This window comes from Streptomyces coelicoflavus (assembly GCF_045041415.1).
In the GTDB taxonomy this organism is placed as follows: Bacteria; Actinomycetota; Actinomycetes; order Streptomycetales; family Streptomycetaceae; genus Streptomyces; species Streptomyces coelicoflavus.
This window is the reverse complement of the sequence record NZ_CP108218.1, coordinates 3,605,014-3,629,825: the sequence shown is the minus strand read 5'-3', so window position 1 is coordinate 3,629,825 and position 24,812 is coordinate 3,605,014. Positions and strand designations below refer to the sequence as shown.

General features: G+C 72.5%; 24 protein-coding genes. 16 read left to right on the top strand and 8 right to left on the bottom strand.

All coding sequences use genetic code 11. The features are described from left to right. Positions 1 to 118 precede the first annotated feature (118 nt). From OHA99_RS16095 to OHA99_RS16080, 4 genes are all read left to right on the top strand, one after another. Positions 119 to 331, top strand: a complete 213-nt coding sequence (locus OHA99_RS16095) for a helix-turn-helix domain-containing protein (protein ID WP_007443703.1) — start codon at positions 119 to 121, stop codon at positions 329 to 331. A gap of 109 nt (positions 332 to 440) precedes the next feature. Then, positions 441 to 539, top strand: a complete 99-nt coding sequence (locus OHA99_RS16090) for a 30S ribosomal protein bS22 (protein ID WP_003948845.1) — start codon at positions 441 to 443, stop codon at positions 537 to 539. 210 nt (positions 540 to 749) lie between these two features. Further along, positions 750 to 1,811, top strand: a complete 1,062-nt coding sequence (locus OHA99_RS16085; protein ID WP_153178566.1) for an NAD-dependent epimerase/dehydratase family protein — start codon at positions 750 to 752, stop codon at positions 1,809 to 1,811. Positions 1,812 to 1,825: 14 nt separating this feature from the next. Beyond that, on the top strand, positions 1,826 to 2,902 hold the full coding sequence (locus OHA99_RS16080) for a lysophospholipid acyltransferase family protein (protein WP_153178565.1): 1,077 nt from the start codon (positions 1,826 to 1,828) through the stop codon (positions 2,900 to 2,902). A gap of 215 nt (positions 2,903 to 3,117) precedes the next feature. On the opposite strand, the gene OHA99_RS16075 is transcribed toward OHA99_RS16080, so the two are convergent. The 3 genes from OHA99_RS16075 to OHA99_RS16065 all read right to left on the bottom strand — a co-directional run bounded on the left by OHA99_RS16075 (position 3,118) and on the right by OHA99_RS16065 (position 6,657). Further along, on the bottom strand, positions 3,118 to 4,365 hold the full coding sequence (locus OHA99_RS16075) for a DUF5667 domain-containing protein (protein WP_194279971.1): 1,248 nt from the start codon (positions 4,363 to 4,365) through the stop codon (positions 3,118 to 3,120). A gap of 235 nt (positions 4,366 to 4,600) precedes the next feature. After that, positions 4,601 to 5,395, bottom strand: a complete 795-nt coding sequence (locus tag OHA99_RS16070) for an ECF subfamily RNA polymerase sigma factor, BldN family (protein ID WP_164383732.1) — start codon at positions 5,393 to 5,395, stop codon at positions 4,601 to 4,603. 326 nt (positions 5,396 to 5,721) lie between these two features. Beyond that, positions 5,722 to 6,657: an HAD family phosphatase gene (locus tag OHA99_RS16065; protein ID WP_194279970.1), complete on the bottom strand. Its 936-nt coding sequence runs from the start codon at positions 6,655 to 6,657 to the stop codon at positions 5,722 to 5,724. Positions 6,658 to 6,777: 120 nt separating this feature from the next. On the opposite strand from OHA99_RS16065, the gene OHA99_RS16060 reads away from it, so the two are divergent. From OHA99_RS16060 to OHA99_RS16040, 5 genes are all read left to right on the top strand, one after another. Further along, positions 6,778 to 7,107, top strand: a complete 330-nt coding sequence (locus OHA99_RS16060; RefSeq protein ID WP_153181822.1) for a glutaredoxin family protein — start codon at positions 6,778 to 6,780, stop codon at positions 7,105 to 7,107. Between the two features lie 274 nt (positions 7,108 to 7,381). Beyond that, entirely contained in the window at positions 7,382 to 8,161 is a 780-nt protein-coding gene (locus OHA99_RS16055) for a redox-sensing transcriptional repressor Rex (RefSeq protein WP_153178563.1), read from the top strand. Next, positions 8,158 to 9,879 carry a glutamyl-tRNA reductase gene (locus OHA99_RS16050; RefSeq protein ID WP_405696291.1) on the top strand — a complete coding sequence of 574 codons (1,722 nt, stop codon included), beginning with the start codon at positions 8,158 to 8,160 and terminating at the stop codon, positions 9,877 to 9,879. Before OHA99_RS16055 ends, OHA99_RS16050 begins: the two co-directional genes overlap by 4 nt. Continuing rightward, positions 9,876 to 10,835, top strand: coding sequence for a hydroxymethylbilane synthase (hemC, locus tag OHA99_RS16045; protein ID WP_153178561.1), 960 nt, complete (start codon positions 9,876 to 9,878; stop codon positions 10,833 to 10,835). Before OHA99_RS16050 ends, hemC begins: the two co-directional genes overlap by 4 nt. After that, the gene (locus OHA99_RS16040; RefSeq protein ID WP_153178560.1) at positions 10,832 to 12,529 is read left to right on the top strand and encodes a bifunctional uroporphyrinogen-III C-methyltransferase/uroporphyrinogen-III synthase; all 1,698 of its coding nucleotides are present in this window, start codon (positions 10,832 to 10,834) and stop codon (positions 12,527 to 12,529) included. The genes hemC and OHA99_RS16040 overlap by 4 nt, the downstream gene beginning before the upstream one ends. 185 nt (positions 12,530 to 12,714) lie before the next feature. On the opposite strand, the gene OHA99_RS16035 is transcribed toward OHA99_RS16040, so the two are convergent. Together OHA99_RS16035 and OHA99_RS16030 are read right to left on the bottom strand one after the other, a co-directional pair. Next, entirely contained in the window at positions 12,715 to 13,239 is a 525-nt protein-coding gene (locus OHA99_RS16035; protein ID WP_405696287.1) for an SMI1/KNR4 family protein, read from the bottom strand. Then, the gene (locus tag OHA99_RS16030; protein WP_345962707.1) at positions 13,236 to 13,943 is read right to left on the bottom strand and encodes a helix-turn-helix domain-containing protein; all 708 of its coding nucleotides are present in this window, start codon (positions 13,941 to 13,943) and stop codon (positions 13,236 to 13,238) included. Before OHA99_RS16030 ends, OHA99_RS16035 begins: the two co-directional genes overlap by 4 nt. Before the next feature lie 144 nt (positions 13,944 to 14,087). Between OHA99_RS16030 and OHA99_RS16025 the strand changes: the two genes are divergently transcribed. The 3 genes from OHA99_RS16025 to OHA99_RS16015 all read left to right on the top strand — a co-directional run bounded on the left by OHA99_RS16025 (position 14,088) and on the right by OHA99_RS16015 (position 16,614). Beyond that, entirely contained in the window at positions 14,088 to 15,044 is a 957-nt protein-coding gene (locus OHA99_RS16025; protein ID WP_405696284.1) for an NAD(P)-dependent alcohol dehydrogenase, read from the top strand. A gap of 296 nt (positions 15,045 to 15,340) precedes the next feature. Continuing rightward, positions 15,341 to 16,243, top strand: coding sequence for a nitroreductase/quinone reductase family protein (locus OHA99_RS16020; protein WP_405696282.1), 903 nt, complete (start codon positions 15,341 to 15,343; stop codon positions 16,241 to 16,243). Positions 16,244 to 16,308: 65 nt separating this feature from the next. Next, a complete protein-coding gene (locus OHA99_RS16015) occupies positions 16,309 to 16,614 on the top strand; it encodes a hypothetical protein (RefSeq protein ID WP_153178555.1) in 306 nt (101 codons plus the stop codon). Between the two features lie 19 nt (positions 16,615 to 16,633). Here the strand turns inward: OHA99_RS16015 and OHA99_RS16010 are convergent, their stop codons facing one another. After that, positions 16,634 to 17,101: a MarR family winged helix-turn-helix transcriptional regulator gene (locus tag OHA99_RS16010; protein ID WP_153178554.1), complete on the bottom strand. Its 468-nt coding sequence runs from the start codon at positions 17,099 to 17,101 to the stop codon at positions 16,634 to 16,636. Positions 17,102 to 17,222: 121 nt separating this feature from the next. Here OHA99_RS16010 and hemB point away from each other — a divergent pair, with 121 nt between their 5' ends. Beyond that, positions 17,223 to 18,215: a porphobilinogen synthase gene (gene hemB, locus OHA99_RS16005; RefSeq protein ID WP_153178553.1), complete on the top strand. Its 993-nt coding sequence runs from the start codon at positions 17,223 to 17,225 to the stop codon at positions 18,213 to 18,215. A 49-nt stretch (positions 18,216 to 18,264) separates the two neighbouring features. On the opposite strand, the gene OHA99_RS16000 is transcribed toward hemB, so the two are convergent. Next, positions 18,265 to 18,981 (bottom strand): DUF4232 domain-containing protein, encoded by a 717-nt coding sequence (locus tag OHA99_RS16000; protein ID WP_153178552.1) that lies wholly within the window; start codon positions 18,979 to 18,981, stop codon positions 18,265 to 18,267. A 190-nt stretch (positions 18,982 to 19,171) separates the two neighbouring features. Between OHA99_RS16000 and OHA99_RS15995 the strand changes: the two genes are divergently transcribed. The 3 genes from OHA99_RS15995 (at position 19,172) to OHA99_RS15985 (ending at position 23,029) form a co-directional block, all read left to right on the top strand. Further along, positions 19,172 to 20,677: a helix-turn-helix domain-containing protein gene (locus OHA99_RS15995; RefSeq protein WP_405696278.1), complete on the top strand. Its 1,506-nt coding sequence runs from the start codon at positions 19,172 to 19,174 to the stop codon at positions 20,675 to 20,677. Between the two features lie 114 nt (positions 20,678 to 20,791). Beyond that, positions 20,792 to 21,694: an SAM-dependent methyltransferase gene (locus tag OHA99_RS15990; protein WP_153178551.1), complete on the top strand. Its 903-nt coding sequence runs from the start codon at positions 20,792 to 20,794 to the stop codon at positions 21,692 to 21,694. A 96-nt stretch (positions 21,695 to 21,790) separates the two neighbouring features. After that, the gene (locus tag OHA99_RS15985; protein WP_153178550.1) at positions 21,791 to 23,029 is read left to right on the top strand and encodes a PLP-dependent aminotransferase family protein; all 1,239 of its coding nucleotides are present in this window, start codon (positions 21,791 to 21,793) and stop codon (positions 23,027 to 23,029) included. Positions 23,030 to 23,035: 6 nt separating this feature from the next. Here the strand turns inward: OHA99_RS15985 and argS are convergent, their stop codons facing one another. After that, complete coding sequence (argS, locus tag OHA99_RS15980; RefSeq protein ID WP_153178549.1) at positions 23,036 to 24,799, bottom strand: arginine--tRNA ligase; 1,764 nt, start codon at positions 24,797 to 24,799, stop codon at positions 23,036 to 23,038. Positions 24,800 to 24,812: the final 13 nt, after the last annotated feature.

Sequence of the window (24,812 nt, the reverse complement as noted above, 5' to 3'; positions counted from 1 at the left end):
GTGCACCTCTTCCCCACTCGCATCACCCGCCCCTACATTGGGGAGTGAGCACGCAGCGACGAAGAGTCACCGGAAGGGGAAGCCGGTGGCCGTCGAGTGCGGAAGGTGCAGGTGTGTCATGGCTGCAGCTGGCGAAAGGCCTCTGAACGAGGTTCAGTTCCTTACCGTGGCGGAGGTCGCCGCGGTGATGCGCGTGTCCAAGATGACCGTGTACCGGTTGGTGCACAGCGGTCATCTGCCCGCGATCCGGGTGGGACGGTCGTTCCGTGTCCCGGAGCAAGCGGTTCACGAGTACCTCCGCGAGAGCTACGTGGGGGTGGAAACGGCCTGACGGACCTCGATTACGACCTCAGCGCTCGGACCGGTAGGCTGGCCCCTCGTAGGTCGTGTGGGCCCATGGCGCTCACCAACCGAGTGATGAGAAGTGAGCGAGGATAGTCGTGGGCTCTGTTATCAAGAAGCGGCGCAAGCGGATGGCCAAGAAGAAGCACCGCAAGCTGCTGAAGCGCACGCGCGTTCAGCGTCGCAACAAGAAGTAGGCGACGCCGCGCCGTCGGCGTGGTCTGTGGCCCCCCACCGCATCCGGTGGGGGGCCACAGTCGTACGGTCGCCGGTTCGCCCGTCTCCGCCGGCCGTCCCTTTTTCGTCATCCGCCGTGTCCGTCGGTCATCACCGCGCAACACCTACCGGCTAAGTTGGCCGGAGCAGGGCTGGCACAGGCTGGAGCAGGCGGAAGGAAGGCGCTGATCTTGGGCAAGGTCGTGCTCGTGACCGGAGTGGCCCGGCAGCTGGGCGGCCGGTTCGTCCGGCGCGTCCAGCGTGATCCCGACGTGGAGCGGGTCATTGGTGTGGACGCCGTCGCGCCCGAGCACCATCTGGGCGGTGCGGACTTCGTCCAGGCGGACATCCGGCAGTCGGCCATCGGCCGGGTGCTCGCCGAGACGCGGGCGGACACGGTCGTCCACCTGGACGTGACGGGGACGCCGCTGGGCAGCGGCAGCCGCACGTCGGTGAAGGAGACCAACGTCATCGGCACGATGCAGCTGCTCGGCGCCTGCCAGAAGTCGCCGACGGTGCAGCGGCTGGTGGTGAAGTCCAGTACGAACGTCTACGGCTCCGCGCCGCGCGATCCGGCCGTCTGCACCGAGACCACCGCGCCCAAGTCCCTGCCCAGCGGCGGCTTCGCCAAGGACGCGGTCGAGGTCGAGGGGTACGTGCGGGGCTTCGCGCGCCGTCGGCCGGACGTGTCGGTGACCGTGCTGCGGTTCGCCAACATCCTCGGTCCGGCCGCGGACACGCCGCTCGCCTCCTACCTCGGACTGCCGGTGCTGCCGACGGTGTTCGGCTACGACCCGCGGCTTCAGTTCGTGCACGAGGACGACGTGATCGAGGTGCTGCGGGTCTGCTCGCACGAGCCGCGGCGGGGCACGCTGAACAGCGGGACGTTCAACATCGCCGGTGACGGGGTGCTGCTGCTCTCCCAGTGCTCGCGGCGGCTCGGCCGCCCCACGGTGCCGTTGCTGCTGCCCGCGGTCACCTGGGCGGGTTCGCTCGTGCGTACGCTGGGGATGACGGACTTCTCCCCCGAGCAGATCCGGCTGCTCACCCACGGTCGGGTGGTGGACACCACGCAGATGCGGGAGACGCTGGGCTTCCGGCCGACGTACTCGACGGCCGGGGCGTTCGCTGACTTCGCGCGCGGCCGGGGTGCCGGCCTGCTGCCGCCCGAGGCCCTCGCGGGGGCCGTCGACCGGATCGCGGAGCTGTCCCGGCGGGGCAGCGGCCACCTCCCGACGCAGAGCGCCAACTGAGGAGCGCAGCAACGATGGCGGACGCCAAGGTCATTCCGTTCGACGACGACCGGTCGCGCGGCAACCGGCGCAGGGCAAAGACGGAGTCGGCGCCGGCGGGCGAGGTGCAGCCGCTGCCGCTGCGGGGGTCCGCCGCGCGCGAGGACGACCTTGAGGACGACCCCGTGACGCCGTCGGCGGCGTCCGGACGGCAGGCGTCGGTGCGCTCGTCGGCGGAAGACGAGGGCGGCGGGGAGGACGGTGCCGGGGACGGCGGCCTGGAGCGGCGTGTCGCGGCCGGCCTGTCCTTCCTGCGCCGCCGGCTCACCGGGGACTACGAGGTCGACGACTTCGGTTTCGACGCCGAGCTGACCGACCAGGTGCTGATGTCCCTGCTGCGCCCGGTGTACGAGAAGTACTTCCGGGTCGAGGTGAAGGGCGTGGAGAACATCCCCGCCGAGGGCGGTGCGCTGATCGTCGCCAACCACTCCGGAACGCTGCCGCTGGACGGGCTGATGATGCAGGTCGCCGTGCACGACCACCATCCGGCCGACCGGCATCTGCGGCTGCTGGCGGCGGACCTGGTGTTCGTGCTGCCGGTGGTCAACGAGCTGGCGCGCAAGCTCGGGCACACGCTGGCCTGCGCCGAGGACGCCGAACGGCTGCTCGCCCAGGGCGAGCTGGTCGGGGTGATGCCGGAGGGCTTCAAGGGCATCGGCAAGCCGTTCGGGGAGCGCTACAAGCTCCAGCGGTTCGGGCGGGGCGGCTTCGTGTCCACGGCACTGCGGCAGGGGGCACCGATCGTTCCGTGCTCGATCGTCGGGGCCGAGGAGATCTACCCGATGATCGGCAACTCCAAGACGCTGGCGCGGCTGCTGGGCTTCCCGTACTTCCCGCTCACGCCGACCTTCCCGTGGCTGGGGCCGCTGGGTGCGGTGCCGTTGCCGACGAAGTGGACCATCCAGTTCGGCGAGCCGATCCCGACGGACGGCTACGCGCCGGAGGCGGCCGAGGACCCGGTCCTGATGTTCAACCTGACCGACCAGGTGCGAGAGCAGATCCAGCACACGCTCTACAAGCTGCTGGTGCAGCGGCGGTCGGTGTTCTTCTGAGGCGCGGTGTGTGGATGGCGCGGTGGGGGCGCTGAGCCGACGGACGGAATCCGGCGCAGCTGGCCGAAGCCCGCGGAGCGGTGCGAGGGCAGCAGACAGAGGGGTCAAGCTGCTGGTGCAGCGGCGGTCGGTGTTCTTCTGACCAGTCGTACGGCGGTGGCGCGCCCCCTGAAGAACCGCGGGGAGCCCCACCGCCGTACAGGTACCGCGTCGGATCAGTCCGCGTCCTCCGCCTCGATGCCCAGGCCGGGCAGGAGGCCCGGGAGGAGGGGCGGGAGGGTGACCTCCGGCTCGGCGGGCGGGGTGTTGCCGCCCGCGGGCGGGGAAGCGGTGTCGCTGTCGTCCTTGGGCGGGTCGAGCAGCCCACCGGTGCCGCCGCCGAGCAGCCCGTCGTTCTCGTCGCCGGAGTCGGCGGACTCGCTGGGCCGGCCGGACTGGGAACGCCCGCGCTCGGACGTGCCGTCGTCACCGGTGCGCGGCGCCGACGAGTGACCGGAGCCGGGGGTGTCGGTGGTCGTCGAGCCGGAACCGCCCGGCCGGCCGCCGTCCCCGCCGCCGTCGTCCTGGGTCGGCGACGGCGGCAGCATGGACTCCAGCGGGGCCACGTCGTCGTCTATGGCGGCGAACACCGACGACACCTGCTCACTGACGTCCCCGAGCTGCACGGGCAGCCGCTCGCGCAGTGCTCCCCAGGTCTCCCGGTGGGACTGGGAGAAGGCCGAGAGGGCCTGCATGGGGGCGAGCGAGTCGGGGTCGTGGGCGTAGGCCGCGCTGAGCAGGCGGTGGCCCTCGGAGGCGTCGTGCCGCATGCCGGACAGGGCGCGCCGGATCTCGCCGAGGGACTCGTGGTCGAGGGGGCCGCTGCGGCCGCGCTCCATCAGCCGGCGTGCCTCGCTCAGCCGGGTCGAGGCGAGGTCCAGGTAGGCGCGGCCCCGCTCGTCGTTGCCGTCGGCGAGGCCGAGGCGGAAGTCCTCTATGCCGCGCTTGAGGCCGTAGAGCGAGTCGCCGGGCAGGGCGTCCGAACTGGCGGCGGCGACTCCGCCGAAGGCACCGGCGGCCACACTCACGCTCAGTCCGCCGGCGGTGAGGCCCTTGGCCAGCCGCGAGCGGGGCCGGAACCTGCTCAGCGGGGCCGCGCGATGGGTGCCGCGCGCCCGGCGCTGCTCCGGTACCGATGTGTCCGCCGCCCCGCCGCCCACGGTGCCCTCTTGCAGCATGGCCTCGAAGGCGGCCACGAGCTGGGCCCGCTGGACGACCTTGACCTCGGGATCCAGCTCGGGCCGGGGCAGCGTCGCCAGACCTCGGGCGAGGGCCGTCAGACGGCCCTGCTCGGTCGGTTCCGCGGTGGCCCCGGCGGTCGCCGGTCCTCCGGACTGCTCGGCCGCCGCCCCGGGATCGGACTGCTCCTCCAGAGCCTGGGCGAAGGCGTTCGCCCGCCGGTGTGCCGATACGTTCGCGATCACTGGCGGCACCTCCTCTCGTCATCACGGTCGACTCCCCAGGGGGTCCTGAGGGTTGCACGCCCTGATCGAAACCATCCGATCGGGTGATCGGAGTCGGCCAGGGAGTGACCACAGGGAGCCTGCATCCCGCACAACGAGCGGCGCGGCACTTGGGTTACGGACGGCGGATGATCGGACCGCGGACTCAACACTCTCTCACCGATGGTGACTTGGGGAATGCGGGCAGTGAACGCCCTCAGCGGGCGTCGTCCGGGAGCAGCCGGGCGAGGGTGCGCACGGCCCGGTACTGGAGCGTCTTGATGGCGCCCTCGTTCTTGCCCATGACGCGGGCGGTCTCGGCGACCGAGAGGCCCTGGAGGAAGCGCAGGGTCACGCATTCCTGCTGCTGCGGGTTGAGCCGCCGTACCGCCTCCAGCAGGGCGGCGTTCGAGAGCGATTCGAGGACGGAGTCCTCGGGGGACCGCTCGACCTCGTTGGCGTCGAGCATCTCGCCGGTGGTGACCTCGAGGCGGAAGCGGCTGGACTTGAAGTGGTCGGCGACCAGGTTGCGGGCGATGGTCACGAGCCAGGCGCCGAAGTCGCGGCCCTGCCAGGTGAAGGTGCCGATGCGCCGCAGGGCCCGCAGGAAGGTCTCGCTGGTGAGGTCCTCGGCGGTGGCCTTGCCGCCCACGCGGTAGTAGATGTAGCGGTACACGGTGTCGCTGTACTGGTCGTAGAGGCGGCCGAAGGCGTCGGCCTCGCCGGCCTGGGCCCGTTCGACCAGGTCCATCATGCGGGCGCTGTCGCTGTCCGCGGCGGGGCGGCGGTGGGTGGTGGCGGCGGCCCCGGACGAGGACGACCGCGCTCGTCTGCCGACGGCGGCGCTTCCTTCGGCCAGCGCGTAGCACGGACCGGCGGGCACGGCGGCCGCGGCGAGGGCGGGGACGGCATACGCGGTGGGGACGAAGCCGCGCAACAGGTCTTGGGCTGATTTGACCGTTGCGCGCAGCGTAGCCAGGCCCGAGGCGTCAACCCCGACGTGTGGGTACACGGGACTCCCAGAGGCAGGACTTCCATCACGTGCAGTACGGAACCATTCACCCGTCGTAGCGAAGGTGGGGTACCGGAATGCGTCTGAGGAGAATAACGCTTCGTGCAGGCACTGCTACGCCCAGTTGCTCAAATCATCGATTACGTCGCTTCCGTGCCCGATTGACGCCCGGTCAGCTGCCGCAGAGTGATCAGTAATTGACCGAAACGGTTCGAAATCCGTGTGACTACAGAGCGTGTTGTGGTCGATGTGCGCAAGGGGGACTGGAGAGCCCGTCCCGGGGGTACGTCATCCCGATTGGGCCGACGGCACGGGACGGCGGCGCGTCAACGGCGGCGGCGGTGCAGCGCGATGGCCGCCGCGGTGCCGCCCGCCACCGCGCCGACGCCCGCGGCCGCCGGGATGCCGACCTTGGCCGCCTTGCGGCCGGTGCGGTAGTCGCGCAGCCGCCACTCCAGCTCGCGGGCGTGCTTGCGCAGCTTGGAGTCGGGGTTGATGGCATACGGGTGTCCGACCAGCGACAGCATCGGGATGTCGTTGTGGGAGTCGCTGTAGGCGGCGCAGCGGGACAGGTCCAGGGCCTCGGCCGCGGCCAGCGCCCGGACCGCCTCGGCCTTCGCGGGGCCGTGCAGCGGTTCGCCGACCAGCTTGCCCGTGTAGACGCCGCCGATCGACTCGGCGACCGTGCCGAGCGCGCCGGTCAGGCCCAGGCGGCGGGCGATCACCTGGGCGATCTCCACCGGGGCCGCCGTGACCAGCCAGACCTTCTGCCCGGCGTCCAGGTGGGCCTGGGCGAGGGCGCGGGTGCCGGGCCAGATGCGCTCGGCCATGTACTCGTCGTAGATCTCCTCGCCGATCGTCTCCAGTTCGGAGACGCGGTGGCCCTTGACGATGGAGAGCGCGGAGTCGCGGGCGTCCTGCATGTGCTCGGGGTCCTCGAACCCGGCCAGCCGGAACCACGCCTGCTGCCAGGCGAAGCGGGCGAGGTCGCGGGTCTCGAAGAACTTCCGCTTGTACAGGCCCCGGCCGAAGTGGAAGATCGCGGCGCCCTGCATGACGGTGTTGTCGAGGTCGAAGAAGGCGGCGGCCCGGTCGTCGCCGTGCACCGGGAACTCCGGCTCCGCGGTGCCGGAGCCGGAGTCCTGGGGGGTCTCGGCGGCCTCCGCGGACTTGCGCGCCGCCTCCGCCGAGGCCTCGCCTGCCAACACGCTCCGCGCCGTGGCGGAGCGCCTACGGGGAGTGAGCCATCGAAGAGCGGCCATGCCCGTGAGCATAGCCAGTCTGTTCGGACGCTTCGGAGCCGAGAGGTTTGCGGCCCGTGAACTCCGGGCGACCTCGCCGCCGGACGGCCGCCCGGCGCGGGGGTGCCCGTGCGCGCGAGAATGGCCGGCATGAGCCCCCTCTTCCACCGGAAGCCCGCGCAGCCCCAGCCTTCCCAGGCCCCCCAGCCCTCTGAGCACTCCGAGAACCATCTCGTCACCCTCATCCGCAAACCCGGCTGTCATCTGTGTGATGACGCACAGCTCGTCGTCGAGAAGGTCTGTGCCGAACTCGGTGTCCCCTGGGAGGGGAAGGACATCACCGAGGACCGCCGGCTCCACGACCAGTACTGGGAGCAGATTCCGGTCGTGCTGGTCGACGGACGGCAGCACACCTTCTGGCGTGTGAACGAGGAACGGCTGCGCAAGGCACTGACCGATCAGTACAAGTAGTCCGTATGGTCGCTTAGGATCGATGGTGACCAGGTCTCGGGGGCGTTGATCGTGAGGAGTGTGTGCGGCTTTGCCCCCGATGAGTGAGGGACGAGGGTCTGTACGCGCCGGTTCCCGTACCGTGCGCCGGGGGCGCGTGACCCCGGTCACGTTGGCCGGGCAAATCGGACACCATCTTTGTGCACGCGTTCACAAAGACATAGCCTGCATTCGACGGGGCGGTCATGTAGGGACGTATGACCGCCTACAGCCCCGCTCTACCCGCAGGAGCACCGTGGCAACTGGCCGAGCACACCGACCGGCGACCCGCAGCCGAGGGATTCCCGAGGCCACCGTCGCCAGGCTTCCGCTGTACCTCCGCGCGCTGACCGCGCTCTCCGAGCGCTCGGTGCCCACGGTCTCCTCCGAGGAGCTGGCCGCGGCGGCGGGGGTCAACTCCGCGAAGCTGCGCAAGGACTTCTCCTACCTGGGCTCCTACGGGACGCGTGGTGTCGGCTACGACGTCGAGTATCTCGTCTACCAGATCTCGCGCGAACTCGGCCTCACCCAGGACTGGCCGGTTGTCATCGTAGGAATCGGCAACCTCGGCGCCGCCCTCGCCAACTACGGCGGGTTCGCCTCCCGCGGTTTCCGGGTCGCCGCGCTCATCGACGCCGATCCGGGGATGGCCGGAAAGCCCGTGGCCGGCATCCCGGTGCAGCACACCGACGAGCTGGAGAAGATCATCCAGGACGACGGTGTCTCGATCGGTGTGATCGCGACCCCCGCCGGTGCCGCCCAGCAGGTCTGCGACCGTCTCGTGGCCGCCGGTGTCACCTCCATCCTCAACTTCGCGCCGACCGTGCTGAACGTCCCCGAGGGCGTCGACGTGCGCAAGGTCGACCTCTCCATCGAGCTCCAGATCCTCGCCTTCCACGAGCAGCGCAAGGCGGGCGAGGACGCCGCGGGCGACGCCGGCGTCGTACCGCCCGTCGCCGCCCGCAAGCAGCCGCACTCCACCGGCTCCGCCGACCAGGGACCCGACGGGGACGTACCCGCCGTGATGCCGGCATGAGCCTCCTCGTCGTCGGGCTGAGCCACCGCAGCGCGCCGGTCAGCGTGCTGGAGCGGGCGTCCCTGAACGCGGACGCGCAGCTCAAGCTGCTCCAGGACACGGTCGCCGCCGAACCGGCCGCCGAGGCCGCGGTCCTGGCCACCTGCAACCGCATCGAGCTGTACGCCGACGTGGACAAGTTCCACGCCGGTGTCGCCGAGCTGTCCACGCTGCTCGCCCAGCACAGCGGCGTCGGCCTGGAGGAGCTCACTCCCCACCTCTACGTGCACTACGAGGACCGGGCCGTCCACCACCTGTTCTCGGTGGCCTGCGGACTCGACTCGATGGTGGTCGGCGAGGGTCAGATCCTCGGCCAGATAAAGGACTCCCTGGCCCGCGCCCAGGACCTGCACAGCGCCGGACGGCTGCTGAACGACCTGTTCCAGCAGGCGCTGCGGGTCGGCAAGCGCGCCCACCACGAGACCGGCATCGACCGCGCCGGACAGTCCCTGGTCACCTTCGGCCTGGAGCAGCTGTCCGCCGGGGCCGACGTCCAGCGGTGGGCGCGGGGCAAGAAGGCCCTGGTGATCGGCGCCGGTTCGATGTCCTCGCTGGCCGCCGCGACGCTGGCCCGGTCCGGGGTCGCCGAGATCGTGGTCGCCAACCGCACCTTCGAGCGCGCCGAGCGCCTCGCACAGATCCTCTCCGAGGGCGACGACACGGACGTGCTGGCCCACGCGGTACCGATGGACGCGGTGCCGGGCGAGCTGACACGTGCCGACGTGGCCGTCTCCTGCACGGGCGCGACCGGCCTGGTCCTCACGGCGGACGCGGTGGCGGCGGCGGTGGAGGGCCGTACCGGCGCTCCCGCCGGGGCCGCCACCGTCGGCGTACGGGAAGCGGACGAGCGGCCGACCGCGGAAACGCCACTGCCGAACGCCGGTGCCGCCGCCGCAGACGACAACTGCCCGCTGGACCTGTCCTCCGTCCCCTCCGGCTTCTCCGTCATGGGCGAGGCCGCCGTGGCCGGCATGGACGCGGCGACGCTGGAGCAGCACGGGGCCTGGGCCGCGGGCGGTACGGCGGTGGACCGGCCCCGCGAGACGGGCCGGCCGGGACCGGAGGCGGACGCCGAGCTGATCGGCGCGCTCGCCGCGACGGCGACGCGTGTCGGCCGCATTCCCGAGCGCCGCCGCCCGGAGCCGGTCGCCGAGGTGCCGCGCCCGGAGCCCGTGCTCTTCCTCCTCGACCTGGCGATGCCGCGCGACGTCGACGCCGCCGTGCACCGGCTGGCGGGCGTACGCCTGGTGGACATCGAGTCGCTCGCCGACGCCTCCGCCGACGCACCGATGGCCGCCGACGTCGACATGGTCCGCCGGATCGTCGCCGACGAGGTCGCGGCCTTCGGCGCCGCCCAGCGCGCCGCGCACATCACGCCCACCGTGGTCGCGCTGCGCAGCATGGCCGCGGACGTCGTGGCCGGCGAGATCGCCCGCCTGGAAGGGCGGCTGCCGGGGCTCGACGACAAGCACCGCGCCGAGATCACCCAGACCGTCAAGCGTGTGGTCGACAAACTGCTGCACGCACCGACGGTGCGGGTCAAGCAGCTCGCCGCCGAACCCGGCGGCGCCGGGTACGCGGACGCGCTGCGCACCCTGTTCGACCTCGACCAGGAGACGGTGGCCTCCGTCTCCCGCGCCGGGAACAGCACCACTGAGAAGAACCGAGGGCCGGCATGACTGAGAAGGCACTGAGGCTGGGGACCAGGCGCAGCAAGCTCGCCATGGCGCAGTCCGGGCAGGTGGCGGACGCCGTGAGCCAGGTGACCGGTCGGCCCGTTGAGCTGGTCGAGATCACCACGTACGGCGACACGTCGCGCGAGCACCTGGCGCAGATCGGCGGCACGGGCGTGTTCGTCGCCGCGCTGCGCGACGCACTGCTGCGGGGTGAGGTGGACTTCGCGGTTCACTCGCTCAAGGACCTCCCCACCGCGCAGCACGAGGGCCTGGTCGTGGCCGCCGTGCCGGTGCGTGAGGACCCGCGGGACGTGGTCGTCGCCCGGGACGCGCGCAAGCTGACCGACCTGCCGCGCGGTGCGCGCATCGGTACGGGGGCGCCGCGCCGCATGGCGCAGCTGAACGCGTACGCCCGCACCCACGGCATGGAGATCGAGACGGTCCCGATCCGGGGCAACGTCGACACGCGCATCGGATACGTCCGCAGCGGTGAGCTGGACGCGGTCGTGCTGGCCGCCGCCGGGCTGAACCGGGTGGGACGCATCGACGAGGTGACCGACTTCCTGTCGGTCGACACGGTTTTGCCGGCCCCCGGCCAGGGGGCACTGGCGGTCGAGTGCCCCGCGGACAACGCGGACCTCATCGCCGCGCTCGCCGAACTCGACGACCCGTTCACGCGGGCCGCCGTAACGGCCGAGCGGTCACTGCTCGCCGCCCTGGAGGCCGGCTGCAGCGCACCCGTCGGGGCGCTGGCCGACCTTCTGGCCGACGGGCGGACTGTCAAGGAAATGCGCCTGCGCGGCGTCGTCGGCACGACCGACGGCTCGACGCTGGTGCAGCTGTCCACCACCGGTCCCGTGCCCCAGACGCACGAGGCGGCGATGGCACTCGGTCGCGACATGGCCACCGAGATGCTCGCCCAGGGCGCGGCCGGTCTGATGGGGGAGCGAGCACATTGAGCCCCACCACCTTTCCCGCCGGTCCGGAACACGGGCACGTCACCTTCCTCGGTGCCGGACCCGGAGATCCGGGACTGCTGACTCTGCGCGCCGTGGAGGCGCTGGCCCACGCGGACGTCCTCGTCGCCGAGCACGAGGTGCTCGACGTCGTGCGGACGCACGCGAGGCAGGGCGTGTCGGAGGTGCACACGGATGCCGACCCGTCGGATCCGGGCACAGGCGCACCCCAGCTGACGGTTGTTGACGGTGCGTCAACTGCCGTCGGTGTCCCCGCCGTGCGGGATGCCGCACATCTTGTCATGGAGGCCGCGCGGGGCGGCAGGCGGGTCGTGCGTGCGGTGACCGGTGACCCCGGGCTCGACGCGTACGCCGCCGAGGAGATGCTGGCCTGCGCCGCGGCCGGGGTGCCCTTCGAGGTCGTCCCCGGCATCGCGAACGCCGTCGGCGTGCCCGCGTACGCCGGTGTGCCGCTGCGGGACGCCCAGGGTGCCGACGTCCGGTTCGTGGACGCCCGTACGGCGTCGGACCGCTGCTGGACCGAGGTGGGCGCCTCCGACGGCACGGTGGTCGTGTCGACGACGCTCGACTCGGTCGCCGCGGCGGCCGGCGAGCTGGTGTCGGCGGGCCGCAAGCCGGACACCCCGCTGACGGTCACGATCGCGGGTACGACGACCCGGCAGCGCACCTGGTCCGCCACGCTCGGCACGGTCGCCCAGACCCTGAAGCAGGCGAAGGTGCTGCCGTCCCCGGACGGCGGCCGCCCGGTGATAGCCGTGGTCGGCGAGCGCAGCGCATCCGCCCGGCGCGACCAGCTCTCGTGGTTCGAGTCCAAGCCGCTGTTCGGTTGGAAGGTCCTCGTCCCGCGAACGAAGGAGCAGGCGGCGTCGCTCTCCGACCAGCTTCGGTCCTACGGCGCGGTCCCGCACGAGGTCCCGACCATCGCGGTGGAGCCCCCGCGCACCCCGCAGCAGATGGAGCGGGCGGTCAAGGGCCTGGTGACCGGCCGCTACGAGTGGATCGCGTTCACTTCGGTCAACGCGGTGAAGGCGGTCCGCGAGAAGTTCGAGGAGTACGGGCTCGACGCCCGCGCCTTCGCCGGCATCAAGGTCGCGGCGGTCGGCGAGCAGACGGCCAACGCGCTGATCGCCTTCGGCGTGAAGCCGGACCTGGTCCCGAGCGGCGAGCAGTCGGCCGCCGGTCTCCTCGAGGACTGGCCGCCCTACGACCCGGTCTTCGACCCGATCGACCGCGTCTTCCTGCCTCGTGCGGACATCGCGACCGAGACTCTCGTCGCCGGTCTGATCGAGCTGGGCTGGGAGGTCGACGACGTCACCGCCTACCGTACGGTGCGCGCCTCGCCGCCCCCGGCCACGACCCGGGAGGCCATCAAGGGCGGCGGCTTCGACGCGGTGCTCTTCACCTCGTCGTCCACGGTCCGCAACCTGGTCGGCATCGCGGGCAAGCCGCACAACGTCACGGTGATCGCCTGCATCGGCCCGGCCACGGCCAAGACGGCCGAGGAACACGGCCTGCGCGTCGACGTCATGTCCCCCGAGCCGTCCGTCACCAAGCTGGCGGAGGCCCTGGCCGACTTCGGCCTGCGGCGCCGGGCGGCGGCCCTGGAGGCGGGGGACCCGGTGACCCGGCCGAGCGAACGGCGACCGGGGTCGCGGAGACGGCGGTCCTCGACCTGAGGTGAGATGTGACTGCGGGGCGCCCTGTCAGGGGCGCCCCGCAGTCGTTTCCAGGAACGCCGTCCAGGTGGCGGGGTGAGGGACGGGCGGGGGGCCGGTGGGGTTCTCGGAGTCGCGGACGAGTGTCGGCGAGGTCGGGCGCGCCGCCTGAACCGCTGGGTACACGGCCGCGCCCGGGGCGCCGCTCACCGGCAGAGGGCCCAGAGGTCCTCCGCGAAGGTCGGGAAGGCGGCGCGGGCCTCCTTGACGATGTCCGCGGCCGGGCGGCGTGGGGTGGTGGCGTGGCGTTCGGCGAGGGCGGTGAGTGCCGGGTCGGGGCGTGACACGGGGCCGAAGAGGACCGCCTCTGCCGGGCCGGTGCCGTCGGCCAGCAGCCACAGGAAGTCGGACAGGTTCCCGGCGACCACGTCGCACTCGCCCTCCGAGCCCACGTACACCACGGGCTGCTCGGTGAGAGGGCGGCCGGGGCGTCCGTGCCACAGGGCCGCGAGGCCGCCGCTGCCGTCCTGGCCGAACACGCGGTAGGAGGAGCCGTCGGCTTCGGGGTTTCCCGTCCACTGGCGCAGCCAGTGCGTGGTCTCCTCGGCGGAGTCGAAGGCCGCGTAGGGCTCGAAGTCGATTCCGTCGCCGTCGGCGTAGTCGAACTCGATACGGGCCACGTCGGCCAGGGCCGGGGGAAGGCGGCAGTCGTCACCGGGTGTCGCGCTCATGGGCGCACAGTAGACGGCTGCGCCGGCACCGGCCGGTGCAGCCCGCTCAGGTCCAGTGCCGGGGCGGGCGGCAGAGGGGCCGGGCGGGGCGGCGGGTCGGCCTGGAAGGACTGGAAGAGGTAGGTCAGGAGGCGGTGGGCGGCGGGGACGGCGGCTTCGGGAGGCTGGGAGGCCAGGCCGCTCACGGCCAGCAGGAGCAGGGGGATGTCGGCGGGGGAGAAGTCCTCGCGGAGCCGGCCCGCGTCGCGGGCGCGCTGGACCAGGTGGGTCAGGCGCTCCTCGGCGCAGGCGCGCTCCCGGTCGTAGTCCAGGGACGCCGGGAAACCGGCCATGAACACCGTCTCGAAGCCGCGGTCGGTGACCAGCGTGGTGCACACCTTGCGCAGCAGCGTGTACAGGCCGTGTCCCGGGTCGGGGTCGGCCAGGGCCTCGTCGAACGCGGCCGCGCACACGGTGAGCTGGTCCTCGAAGGCGGCGGTGACGAGGGCGGACCGGGTGGGGAAGCGGCGGTAGAGGGTGGCCACGCCGACGCCCGCCCGGCGGGCGACCGCGCTCATCGGGGCGTCGACGCCCTGGGCGGCGAAGACCTCGCGCGCGGCCTCCAGGACGCGTGCGCGGTTGCGGCGGGCGTCGGCCCGCAGCGCGTCCGGCGCAGAGACCTTGGTGGTGTGCTCTGCGGGCTTGTGAGAGGGCTGGTCAGGCATGTTTCTCACTTCCGGGTTAAGTGGAGGGTGTCGTCCACTTAGGTGTCTAGCGTGAGGTTAGCAGCGGAGGCGGGCCTCGCCTCCGCGCTTCCCGAACGCGATGTGGATCACGGGACACCGGGCGCGAGACATGGGGTGCGAGACATGAGTGAGATGAAGGCGGTTCTCTTCGACCGGTACGGGCCTCCCGAGGTGCTGTACGTCGGACGGCGGCCGGTGCCGGGCATCGGACCCGGCGAGGTGCTGGTGCGGGTGCGTGCCGCCGGGGTCAACGGCGGGGACCTGCACGACCGGACGGGCAAGGTGCGCCTGGTGACCGGCCGGGCCTTTCCCAAGGGGTGCGGCATCGACTTCGCGGGGGAGGTGACCGAGGTCGGGGCCTCGGTCCGCGGGGTGCGGGAGGGACAGCGGGTGTGGGGGCTGCTGGGGCGCCGTACCGGCAGCATGGCCGAGTACGTCGCCGTCAGCCCGCGGCGGATCGCGCCCGCACCGGAGAACCTCACCCCGGAGGAGGCCGTCTCGATGCTCGCGGGTGCGACCACGGCGCTGACCGCGCTGCGGGACAAGGCCGCCCTGCAACCCGGTGAGCGGCTGCTGGTGCGGGGCGGGAGCGGCGGCGTGGGCAGTGTCGCCGTGCAGGTGGGAAAGGTGCTCGGGGCGCGTGTCGTCGCCCTCGCGGGTGGGCGGAACCTCGACTTCGTGCGGGGGCTCGGCGCCGAGGAGGCGCTGGACCACCGGACGACCGCGCTGTCCGCGCTCGGCCGCTTCGACGTCGTCCTCGACACCGTCGGCACCGAGCAGGCCCGGGTGCGGCGACTGCTGGCGCCGGGCGGGCGCATGGTCGCCGTCACCGTCGACTTCGACCGGCCGCTCGCCGCGCTCGGCACCGTGCTCGGCTCCGTCGTGCACGGGAAGGGGCGGATCCGCTTCTTCAGCGGCAATCCCGACGGCGCGCTGCTCGCCGAGGCCGCCCGGCTCGCCGAGCGCGGTGACATCGTCCCCGTCGTCGACACCGTCCACCCGCTCGACGGGGTCGCCGACGCCCAACGGGCCCTGGCGGCCGGGGGCGTGCGGGGCAAGCACGTCGTACGGGTGCGGTAGGTCCGGCAACCGGTGGCAGGCGGGCCCGCGTTGACAGGTGGCGGGCCGGTGCGTGTAATGACGGTGGTGCCGCGTGGCGCCGGTCAAAGAGCAGTGGGCCGGCCGGCGATCGGGCGAGCGCCCTTCATGCAAGGGGTCCGTGATGCGTTCATACTCCGCGCCCTGATTCCGAGTCGTCGACGCGGCGTTTCCGCCCGTCGGCTCTCGTGCTCGTCCCTCGCCCCTCATTCCCTCGCACGCCGCGGCACGTGTCGTTGCCGTCGCTGTGGCCTGCCGTTCCGGAGAAACAGAAACGTATGCCCACGTCGTTCCACCAGTCCGTCATCGACGAGTTCCGCGCCAACGGGGGGAAGGTCGGCGGTCCCTTCGCAGGCGGTGACCTGCTGCTGCTGACCACCACCGGCGCCAGGTCGGGCGCCTCGCGGACCACTCCGCTCGGGTACGTCCGCCATGGGGATTCCCTGCTCGTCGTCGGGTCCCATCTCGGCGGCCCCCGGCATCCCGACTGGTACCACAACCTGCTCGCCCACCCCGTGGTCCGGGTGGAGGTGGGCACGGAGAGCTTCGAGGCGCTGGCGGTGCCCGCCGAGGGTGCCCGGCGCGAGGAACTGTTCGCGCACGTGGTGCGGGCCTCGCCCGGCTACGGCGACTACCAGGCCCGTACCGCACGGCTGCTGCCGGTCGTGGTGCTGGAGCAGGCCGAGCCCGAGGAGTGGGAAGGGCGGCCCCGGGAAGTGCGTACCCTCGCCGACAAGGTGCTGGAGGTGCACACCTGGCTGCGGGGGCAGGTGCGGCAGGTGCGGGCCGAGACCGAGGCGTACTTCGCGGCGCCGGGGGCGGACGGGGCGCCGCCGAGCCTCGGGCTGCAGATCCGGCAGCGGTGCCTGGCGTTCTGCCAGGCGCTGGAGTTCCACCATGTGAGCGAGGACGGGCACCTGTTTCCGGGGATCGCCCGGCACCATCCCCACCTGACCGACGTCTTCGACCGGCTCGCCGACGAGCACCGCACGGTCGCCCGCGTCCAGGGGGAGCTGGCCGCCCTGCTGGACGGTCTCACCATCGCCGAACCGGCGCGTTTCCGAGCCGAGTTGGACGAGATGTCCGCGCAGCTCAACGCGCATCTCGACTACGAGGAGGAGGTGTTGCTGCCCTTGCTGGCCGACGTGCCGTGGCCGCCGGCCGGGGCGACCGCCTCCTGACGCGGGTCCACAGCCCCGGCGGCGGCGCCCTGTGCCCGGGGGTTCGGGGCTGTCACACTCGGAGGATGCGCGGCATCCACGACCCTCGACACGAGGGGACATGGCGGTACCGGGCACCGGAGCGCGTTGGCCTGACCCTGTTCGTGTGGCTGGCCGTCGCGCGGGGCGTCTGGATCCCGACCGCCCTCCTCATGGAGATCGACACCGGGGCGGACGGGCGGCGGGTGCTCGTCGGCGTCGCCGTCTCCCTGGCGGTGGCGGCCGTCCTGACGCTGCTCTCGATGCGCTTCTGCTTCCGCCGCAGGAAGCGTCGGCACTGGCTGATCGGCGCGGCCCGTGCGTACCGGGTGCGGCAGGACGACAGACGATAACGGTGTCCGGGCTGCGGGCTCAGTGGTGCCAGGCGCGGCCGCCCGTGTTGTGGATGACGCGCTGGAGCACCTTCATCGTCGTCAGGTACTCCTCGTCGGAGACGCCGGCGTGGCGTTCCGTCCACAGGTCGTCCTGGAGGGCGGCGGCCTTCTCGAAGAACGCCCGGCCCTCCGGGGTGAGGGAGAGACGGCCGTCCGAGGTCTCCGCGTCCTGCACGATCCAGCCCGCCGTGACCGTCGCGTCGATCTCCGACTCCATCGCCTCCGGGCCCGTGTCGAGGTAGTTCCGCAGGAGCGCGGAGACCTCGGCGCGGGTCTTCGGGCTGTCCGCGCGGGCCACCTGGGCGAGGACCCACCACTGGGGCTGGGTCGTGCCGAGCTCGGCGAGGGCCGCCCGGGTGCGGGTGACGACGGCCTTGTACGCCGCCCAGGTCCAGTAGCCGATGGGCTGGCGGACGAGTTCCGTGTCGGTGTGTGAGTAGTCCATGGCGTCGAACGTAGAAGCTGAAGTTTGGTTGAGGTCAAGCGTTGCCCGGGCCGGACCGGGTCGGACCGGGCCGACTCCCCGTCGGCAAAGGCACGGGTGGGACGGGCGTAGCGTGGGTGGTATGACGACGTACGGATCCTTTCCCGGCGCCCGGCCCCGGCGGCTGCGGACCACCCCCGTGATGCGTCGGATGGTCGCCGAGACCCGGCTGCACCCCGCCGACTTCATCCTCCCCGCCTTCGTCCGCGAGGGCGTGAGCGAGCCGGTGCCGATCGCGGCGATGCCCGGGGTCGTGCAGCACACGCGGGACACGCTCAGGAAGGCGGCCGCCGAGGCGGTCGAGGCCGGGGTCTCCGGGATCATGCTCTTCGGGGTGCCGGAGGACGGGAAGAAGGACGCCGCGGGGACGGCGGGGACCGATCCCGACGGGATCCTCCAGGTCGCGCTCCGGGACGTACGGGCCGAGGTCGGGGACGAGCTGCTGGTCATGTCCGACCTCTGTCTCGACGAGTTCACGGATCACGGGCACTGCGGGGTCCTCGACGACCAGGGGCGGGTCGACAACGACGCCACCCTCGAGCGGTACGCCGAGATGGCGCAGGTCCAGGCCGACGCGGGCGCCCACGTCGTCGGGCCCAGCGGAATGATGGACGGGCAGATCGGGGTCGTCCGGGACGCCCTCGACCAGATCGGGCGGGAGGACGTCGCGATCCTGGCGTACACCGCCAAGTACGCCTCCGCCTTCTACGGGCCCTTCCGCGAGGCCGTCGGCTCCTCGCTCAAGGGGGACCGCAAGACCTACCAGCAGGACGCGGCCAACGCGCGGGAGTCGCTGCGGGAGTTGGCGCTGGACCTGGAGGAGGGCGCCGACATGGTCATGGTCAAGCCGGCCGGGCCCTACCTCGACATCCTCGCCAAGGTCGCCGAGGCCTCGGACGTGCCCGTCGCCGCCTACCAGATCTCCGGCGAGTACTCGATGATCGAGGCCGCCGCCGAGAAGGGCTGGATCGACCGCGACCGGGCCATCCTGGAGAGCCTCACCGGGATCAAGCGGGCGGGCGCGCGCAACATCCTGACGTACTGGGCGACCGAGGTCGCCCGCACGCTGCGCTGAGCGACCTGGGCCGGCCCTTCCGGCAGGATCTGCGGGTGCGCTCACCCCTTCAGTACTCGAGGGCGTTCGACGCGCTCGTCTGCCAGTAGGTGACCGTGAGCGCGGTGTCGACGTACACGCCGCCGGAGGGCAGCTTGACCCGGGCGATGGAGCCGTCCTCGAAGGGGACGGTGAGGGTGGTCGTCTCGTAGCCGTTCTCGCCGCTGCCGTCACCCGACGACAGGCGGACCCCGGCGTAGCCGGACTCGCCGGGGGCCAGCGTCGTCAGGGACTGTGGCTTGCTGGACTCCGCGACCGGCGGCACCGCCTGGGCCTCGCCGAACCGCGCCGCCGGGTACGGCGGCAGCGCGCACGTCTTCGAGCCGGTGTTGGTGGCGGTCAGCAGCAGGTGGTTGATCGGGCGGGGCGCGTTCGCCGCGGTGATCCGTACGTCGGAGGCGGAGCACTTCCCGGGGAGGTCCGAGTCGGAACCGGAGCCCGAGCCGGACGCGTTGTCGTGTCCGGCGGAGCCCGTCGAGCCCGTGGAGCCCGTGGAGCCCGTCGAACCTGTCGAGCCCGTCGAGGCCTTGTCGCCCTTCGCGCCGCCCGCCGGCCCGGTGTCGTTGCCGTCCGCCGACGGGGAGGCGGGGGCGGAGGCGGAGGCGGAAGGGTCGGGCGCCGGGGAGCCCGTGAGCTCGTCGCCCTCGCAGGCCGTCAGGGAGAGCGCGGCCAGCGCGACCGTGGTGGCGGCGAAGAGGCGGGTACGGGTGATGCGGCGTGCGGACATGGAAGTTCTCCTTCGGAAGTGGGAGTCGGGGCGAGCCGCTCGACCGTTCACCGGGAGCGGCTGCTTTGATGACCACAGCTTGCGGCCGTGCTCGTCCCGGCCGCCAGCACCGGGGGAACATGCGGGACGCTGGGACGCCGGGGACGCTCTGACCTGCGGGAACAATGTCCTTCTGGGATGCGGTACGGGGATGCGAGAAGTGGGAGGAACGGTGGCGGGGGACGACTTCGCGGGACTGCTTCGGGAGCTGAAGGAGCGGTCCGGACTCAGCTACGGGGCACTCGGCAAGCGGCTGCACATGAGCGGCTCGACCCTGCACCGGTACGTCAGCGGGGAGGTGGTGCCGGTCGAGTTCGCGCCCGTCGAACGCTTCGCCCGCGTGTGCCGGGCGACGCCCGCGGAACTGCTCGAACTCCATCGCCGCTGGATCCGCGCGGACGCGCTGCGCGGCGTGAAGAAGGAGGAGACCGAGGGCGGCGGTGAGGCTCCCGAGGACGTCGGGGGTGCGGAGGGCGCGAAGGGCGCCGAGGGCGTCAGCGGCGCCGAGGACGTCAGGAGTGCGGACGGCGCGGAGGGCTCCCAGGGTGCCGAGGGCGCCCATGAGTCCAACGGCGCCGATGAGTCCAAAGGCGCCCATGAGTCCGACGGCGCCGAGAGTCCGGCGGCCCCGGACAACGCCCCGGCCGCCCCGCCGGCTTCCGCGGCGTCCCCCGCCCCGTCCGCGCCCGCGCCCGAGGCCCGGCTCGTGTCGGACGCCGAGCCCGTCCGCGACGCGCCCGCCCCGTCCCGCCGCCGCGTCCCGCGCGCCGCGCTCTACGCCGCGGCCGGCGTCGTCGCCGTCAGTGCCGCCGTGGCGCTCGTGGCGAACCTCGTGTCGTCCCCGGACTCCACCGCCGGGAGCCGCGGTCCCGCCGGGGCCGTCGCGCCGTCCTCCGCGTCGCTGTCCGCGTCCGCCACCGCACCGGCGTCCCCGCGTACGAGCGCGTCCGTGTCGTCCTCCCCGTCCGTCTCGGTCTCCGCCTCCCCGTCCGGGCCGCCCTCCGCGTCACCGTCGCGGCCGGGTGCCGCCGCGCCGGACCGTCAGGCGCCGCCCACCGGGACCCCGTTCACCGTGTCGACCAACCCCTACTACTGGTACCTGCCCTGCGACCACGCCTTCCTGGTCGACCGCAGCCCGGAGAACGTGCCGAAGCCGCCGCCGCAGCAGGGCGCCGTCGGCTGGGCCGTCCCCCTCAAGGCGGTCTCCGCGAACCACCAGGAGGCCGTCCTCACCGTGCAGGGCACCGGCCCCGAGACGGTGATCCTGGAGGACCTGCACGTCCGGGTGGTGAGCAGCGGGCCGGCGCTGGACTGGAACCAGTACGTGATGGGCAACGGCTGCGGCGGCCAGGTGGACACCACGTCCTTCGACGTCTCGCTCGACCTGGGCACCCCGACGGCGACGCCCATCGGGGGGCAGCGGGACTTCCCGTACAGCGTCAGCGAGTCCGACGCGGAGGTCTTCCACGTCACCGCGCACACCAGCGAGCACGACGTCAGCTGGTACCTGGAACTGGAGTGGTCCAGCGGCGGACGGCACGGCATCACGCGCGTCGACGACCACGGCAAGCCGTTCCGCACCAGCGCCTCCCGGGACGCCGCCCCCTACGCCTACCCGCTCGGCGGTAAGGGCTGGGAGGCGGTCGAGGGCGGCTGAGAGGGCGGGGCAGGTGCGTCGGACTGCCGCCAAGTCGGCCCGGCAGCCGGGCTGTTGGACGTAGCTTGAGCTTCGGTTCGCTTCGTCAGGTGACAATCGAAAGGTGGCACGCCCGTGTCCGGTGACGCCCTCGGCCAGGACCCCGCGGAGCTGCGGAGGAGGATCGACAGCAGCAAGGCGCATCCGGCGCGGGTCTACGACGTCTTCCTCGGCGGCAAGGACCACTACCCCGCCGACCTCGACGCGGCGGCCGCCGGGCTCGCCGCCAACCCGCGCGGCTACCTCGACGTACGGCACAACCGCGACTTCCTGCGGCGCGCGGTGACCGCGCTCGCCCGCGAGGACGGCATCCGGCAGTTCCTCGACATCGGGACCGGGCTGCCGACCGCCGAGAACGTGCACCAGATCGCCCAGCGCATCGCCCCTGAGTCGCGAGTCGTCTACGTCGACAACGACCCCGTCGTCCTCGCGCACGCCCGCGCCCTGCTCACCAGCGGCCCCGAGGGGCGTACGGACTACATCGACGCCGACCTCACGAGCCCGGCGCGGATCCTCGAACAGGCCGCGCGGACCTTCGACTTCGACCGGCCCGTGGCGCTCTGCCTCGTCGCCGTCCTGCACTTCGTGGAGGACGCGGAGGCGTATCCCATCGTCCGCGAACTGGTCGACGCGCTGCCCGCCGGGAGCAGGCTCGTGCTCAGCCACCTCACGGAGGACCTCAACCCGGAGAACATCCGCGCGGTCCGGCGGACGTACACGGAGCGGGGGTTCACCTTCGTGCTGCGCTCCCGCGACGACGTCGAGCGCTTCTTCACCGAGTCCGGTCTCGAACTCACCGAGCCGGGGGTCGTGCCGGTGCACCACTGGCGGCCGGACCACGCGGCGCCGGTGCCGGAGCAGCCGGAGGAGTCGTACCTCGCCGGCCTCGACGACATCGAGAAGGTCCGGTACGAGGACATCAACGACGTCACGGACGCCGACATCAACGTGTACGGCGGGCTGGGCGCCAAGGGCTGACACCCGGCGGCCGCCGGCCGCGTCGCGCGAGTCGTACGGCTGTCCGGATCGCGGAAAGGCGCCTGTAGAGGGCACGTACTTCTTTACGCTGCGCGCATGACCGTGACCGAGAACCCGCCCGCCGTGACCGCCACCGGGACCGCCACCGTGACCGCTGCACCGCCGCCGCTGGCCGCGCGGGCCCGCTCGATCGGGGGGTCGCCCGTACGGGACATCCTCGCCGTCACCGCCCGCCCCGAGGTGATCAACTTCGCGGGCGGGCTGCCGGCCCCCGAGCTGTTCGACGCCGACGGCATCGCCGCCGCCTACCGGGACGTCCTCGCCGAGACGCCCGCACGGGCCCTCCAGTACTCCACGACCGAGGGCGAGCCCACGCTGCGGGCCGCGCTCGCCGCCCGCACCTCGGCACGCGGACTGGCCACCGACGCCGACGACCTCCTCGTCACCACCGGCTCCCAGCAGGCGCTGTCGCTGCTCGCCACCGCGCTGCTCGAACCCGGCGACACCGTCCTCGTCGAGCGCCCCTGCTACCTGGCCGCGCTTCAGGCCTTCGGCCTCGCGGGCGCCCGGGTGGTGGCCGTGCCCGGGGACGAGGACGGGATCGACCCCGGGGCGCTGGAGGAGCTGGTGGTGCGCGAGCGCCCCAAACTGCTCTACACGGTCCCCACCTTCTCCAACCCCACCGGCCGCACCCTGCCCGCCGCCCGCCGCGCCGCCGTCGCCGAGGTCGCCGGACGGTGCGGCCTGTGGATCGTCGAGGACGACCCGTACGGCGAACTGCGCTTCGAGGGCGAGCGGGTGCCGTGGATCGCCTCCTACGAAGGCGCCCGCGACCGGACGGTGCTGCTGGGCTCCTTCTCCAAGGTCATGGCACCCGGCCTGCGCCTGGGCTGGCTGCGGGCGCCCGACGGGCTGCGCCGGGCCTGCGCGGTCGCCAAGCAGGCCGCCGACCTGCACACCCCCACCGTCAACCAGCTCGCCGCCGCCCGCTACCTCGCCGACCGGGACCTGGACGCCCACGTCGCCCGCGTCGCCGCCGCCTACGGCACCCGCCGGGACGCCATGCTCGCGGGCCTGGCGGACGCCCTTCCGGCCGGGTCGGCGTGGACCCGCCCCGAGGGCGGCATGTTCCTGTGGGCCCGGCTGCCGGACGGGTACGACACCACCGCCCTGCTCCCCGAGGTGGTCCGGCACGACGTGGCGTACGTCCCCGGCGCCCCCTTCCACGCCGCCGATCCCGACCGCGCCACGCTGCGGCTCTGCTTCGTCACCCAGACCCCGGACGAGATCGCGGAGGGACTGCGCAGGCTGGGGGAGGGGCTGACGCCGCGGTGAGGGCGCTCAGAGCCGCTCGGGGGTCCGGATGCCCAGCAGGGCCATGCCCCGGTGCAGGGTGCGGGCCGTGAGGTCGCACAGGAACAGGCGGTTCTCCGCGATGTCCTGCGGCGGCTGCGGCTTGATCACCGGACACTTGTCGTAGAACGTCGTGTACAGCGACGCCAGCTGGTACAGGTACGCGGCCAGCTTGTGCGGGGCGTACTCCGCGGCCGCCTCGAAGACCGTGTCCCCGAACGCGTCCAGGTGCAGGCCCAGCGCGCGCTCCGCCTCGTGCAGCGCCAGCTCCGGGTGGGCGGCGGGGCGGACCTCGCCGGCCTTGCGGAGGATGGACTGGATGCGGGCGTAGGCGTACTGGAGGTAGACGCTGGTGTCGCCGTTGAGCGAGACCATCTGGTCCAGGTCGAACTTGTAGTCGCGGCTCGGCGACGTCGACAGGTCCGCGTACTTCACGGCGCCGATGCCGACCTGCGCCGCCCGTTCCCGGATCTCGTCCTCGGTGAGGTCCCGCGCCTTCTCCCGGACGACCTCGGCCGCCCGCTGCACCGCCTCGTCCAGCAGGTCCTCGAGGCGCACGGTCTCGCCCGCACGCGTCTTGAAGGGCTTGCCGTCGGCGCCGAGCACCGTGCCGTAGCCCATGTTGTGCGCGGTGACCTCGTCGCCGAGCCAGCCGGCCCGCCGGGCGGCCTCGAAGACCATCCTGAAGTGCAGCGACTGGCGCACGTCGACGACGTACAGCAGCGTGGAGGCGTGCAGGTCCTGGACGCGGTTGCGGATCGCGGTCAGGTCGGAGGCCGCGTAGCCGAAGCCGCCGTCGGCCTTCTGCACGATCAGCGGCACCGGCTGGTCGTCCTTGCCGCGGATCTCGTCGAAGAAGACCACGAGCGCGCCCTCGGAGCGGACCGCTACGCCCATCTCCTCCAGGAGGCGGGCCGTCTCGGGCATGCCCTCGTTGTACGCGGACTCGCCGACGATCTCGTCGTCCCGGATCTCCATGTCGAGCTTCTCGAAGACGGAGTAGAAGTAGACCTTCGACTCGTCCACGAACTGCTGCCACAGCTCGAGGGTCTCCTTGTCGCCGGACTGGAGGGCGACGACCCGCTTGCGGGCCCGCTCCTTGAACGCGTCGTCCGCGTCGAAGACCGCGCGCGACGCCTTGTACACCCGGTTCAGGTTCGACATGGCCTGCTCGCCGTCGACGTCCTCGGCCGGGGCCAGCTCGCCGGGGTGCTCGAACAGGTACTGGATGAGCATGCCGAACTGGGTGCCCCAGTCCCCGATGTGGTGCCGGCCGATCGTCTTCTCGCCGGTGAAGTCGAGCATGCCGCGCAGCGCGTCGCCGATGACCGCGGAACGCAGGTGGCCGACGTGCATCTCCTTCGCCACGTTGGGCTGGGCGTAGTCGACGACCGTGACGCCCGCGTCCGCGTTCAGCGGCACGCCGAGGCGCTCGCCGTCCGCGAGGCGCGCGGCGAGGTTCGCGGTGATCGCCCGGTCGGCCACGGTGATGTTCAGGAAGCCGGGGCCGGAGACCTCGACGTCCTTGATCAGCTCGTCGCCGGTGGTGACGTGCGCGACGACCTCGGCCGCCAGCTCCCGCGGGTTGGCCTTCGCCTTCTTGGCCAGGGCCAGGATGCCGTTGGCCTGGTAGTCCGCCCGGTCACTGCGTCGCAGCAGCGGGTCGGCGCCGGCGGCCTCCGGCCGGGTGGCCGTGAGGGCGGACGCGAGCTGCTGCTGGACGGAGTCGGTGAGGGACGTGACCGAGGCCATGGAGTGGCTGCCG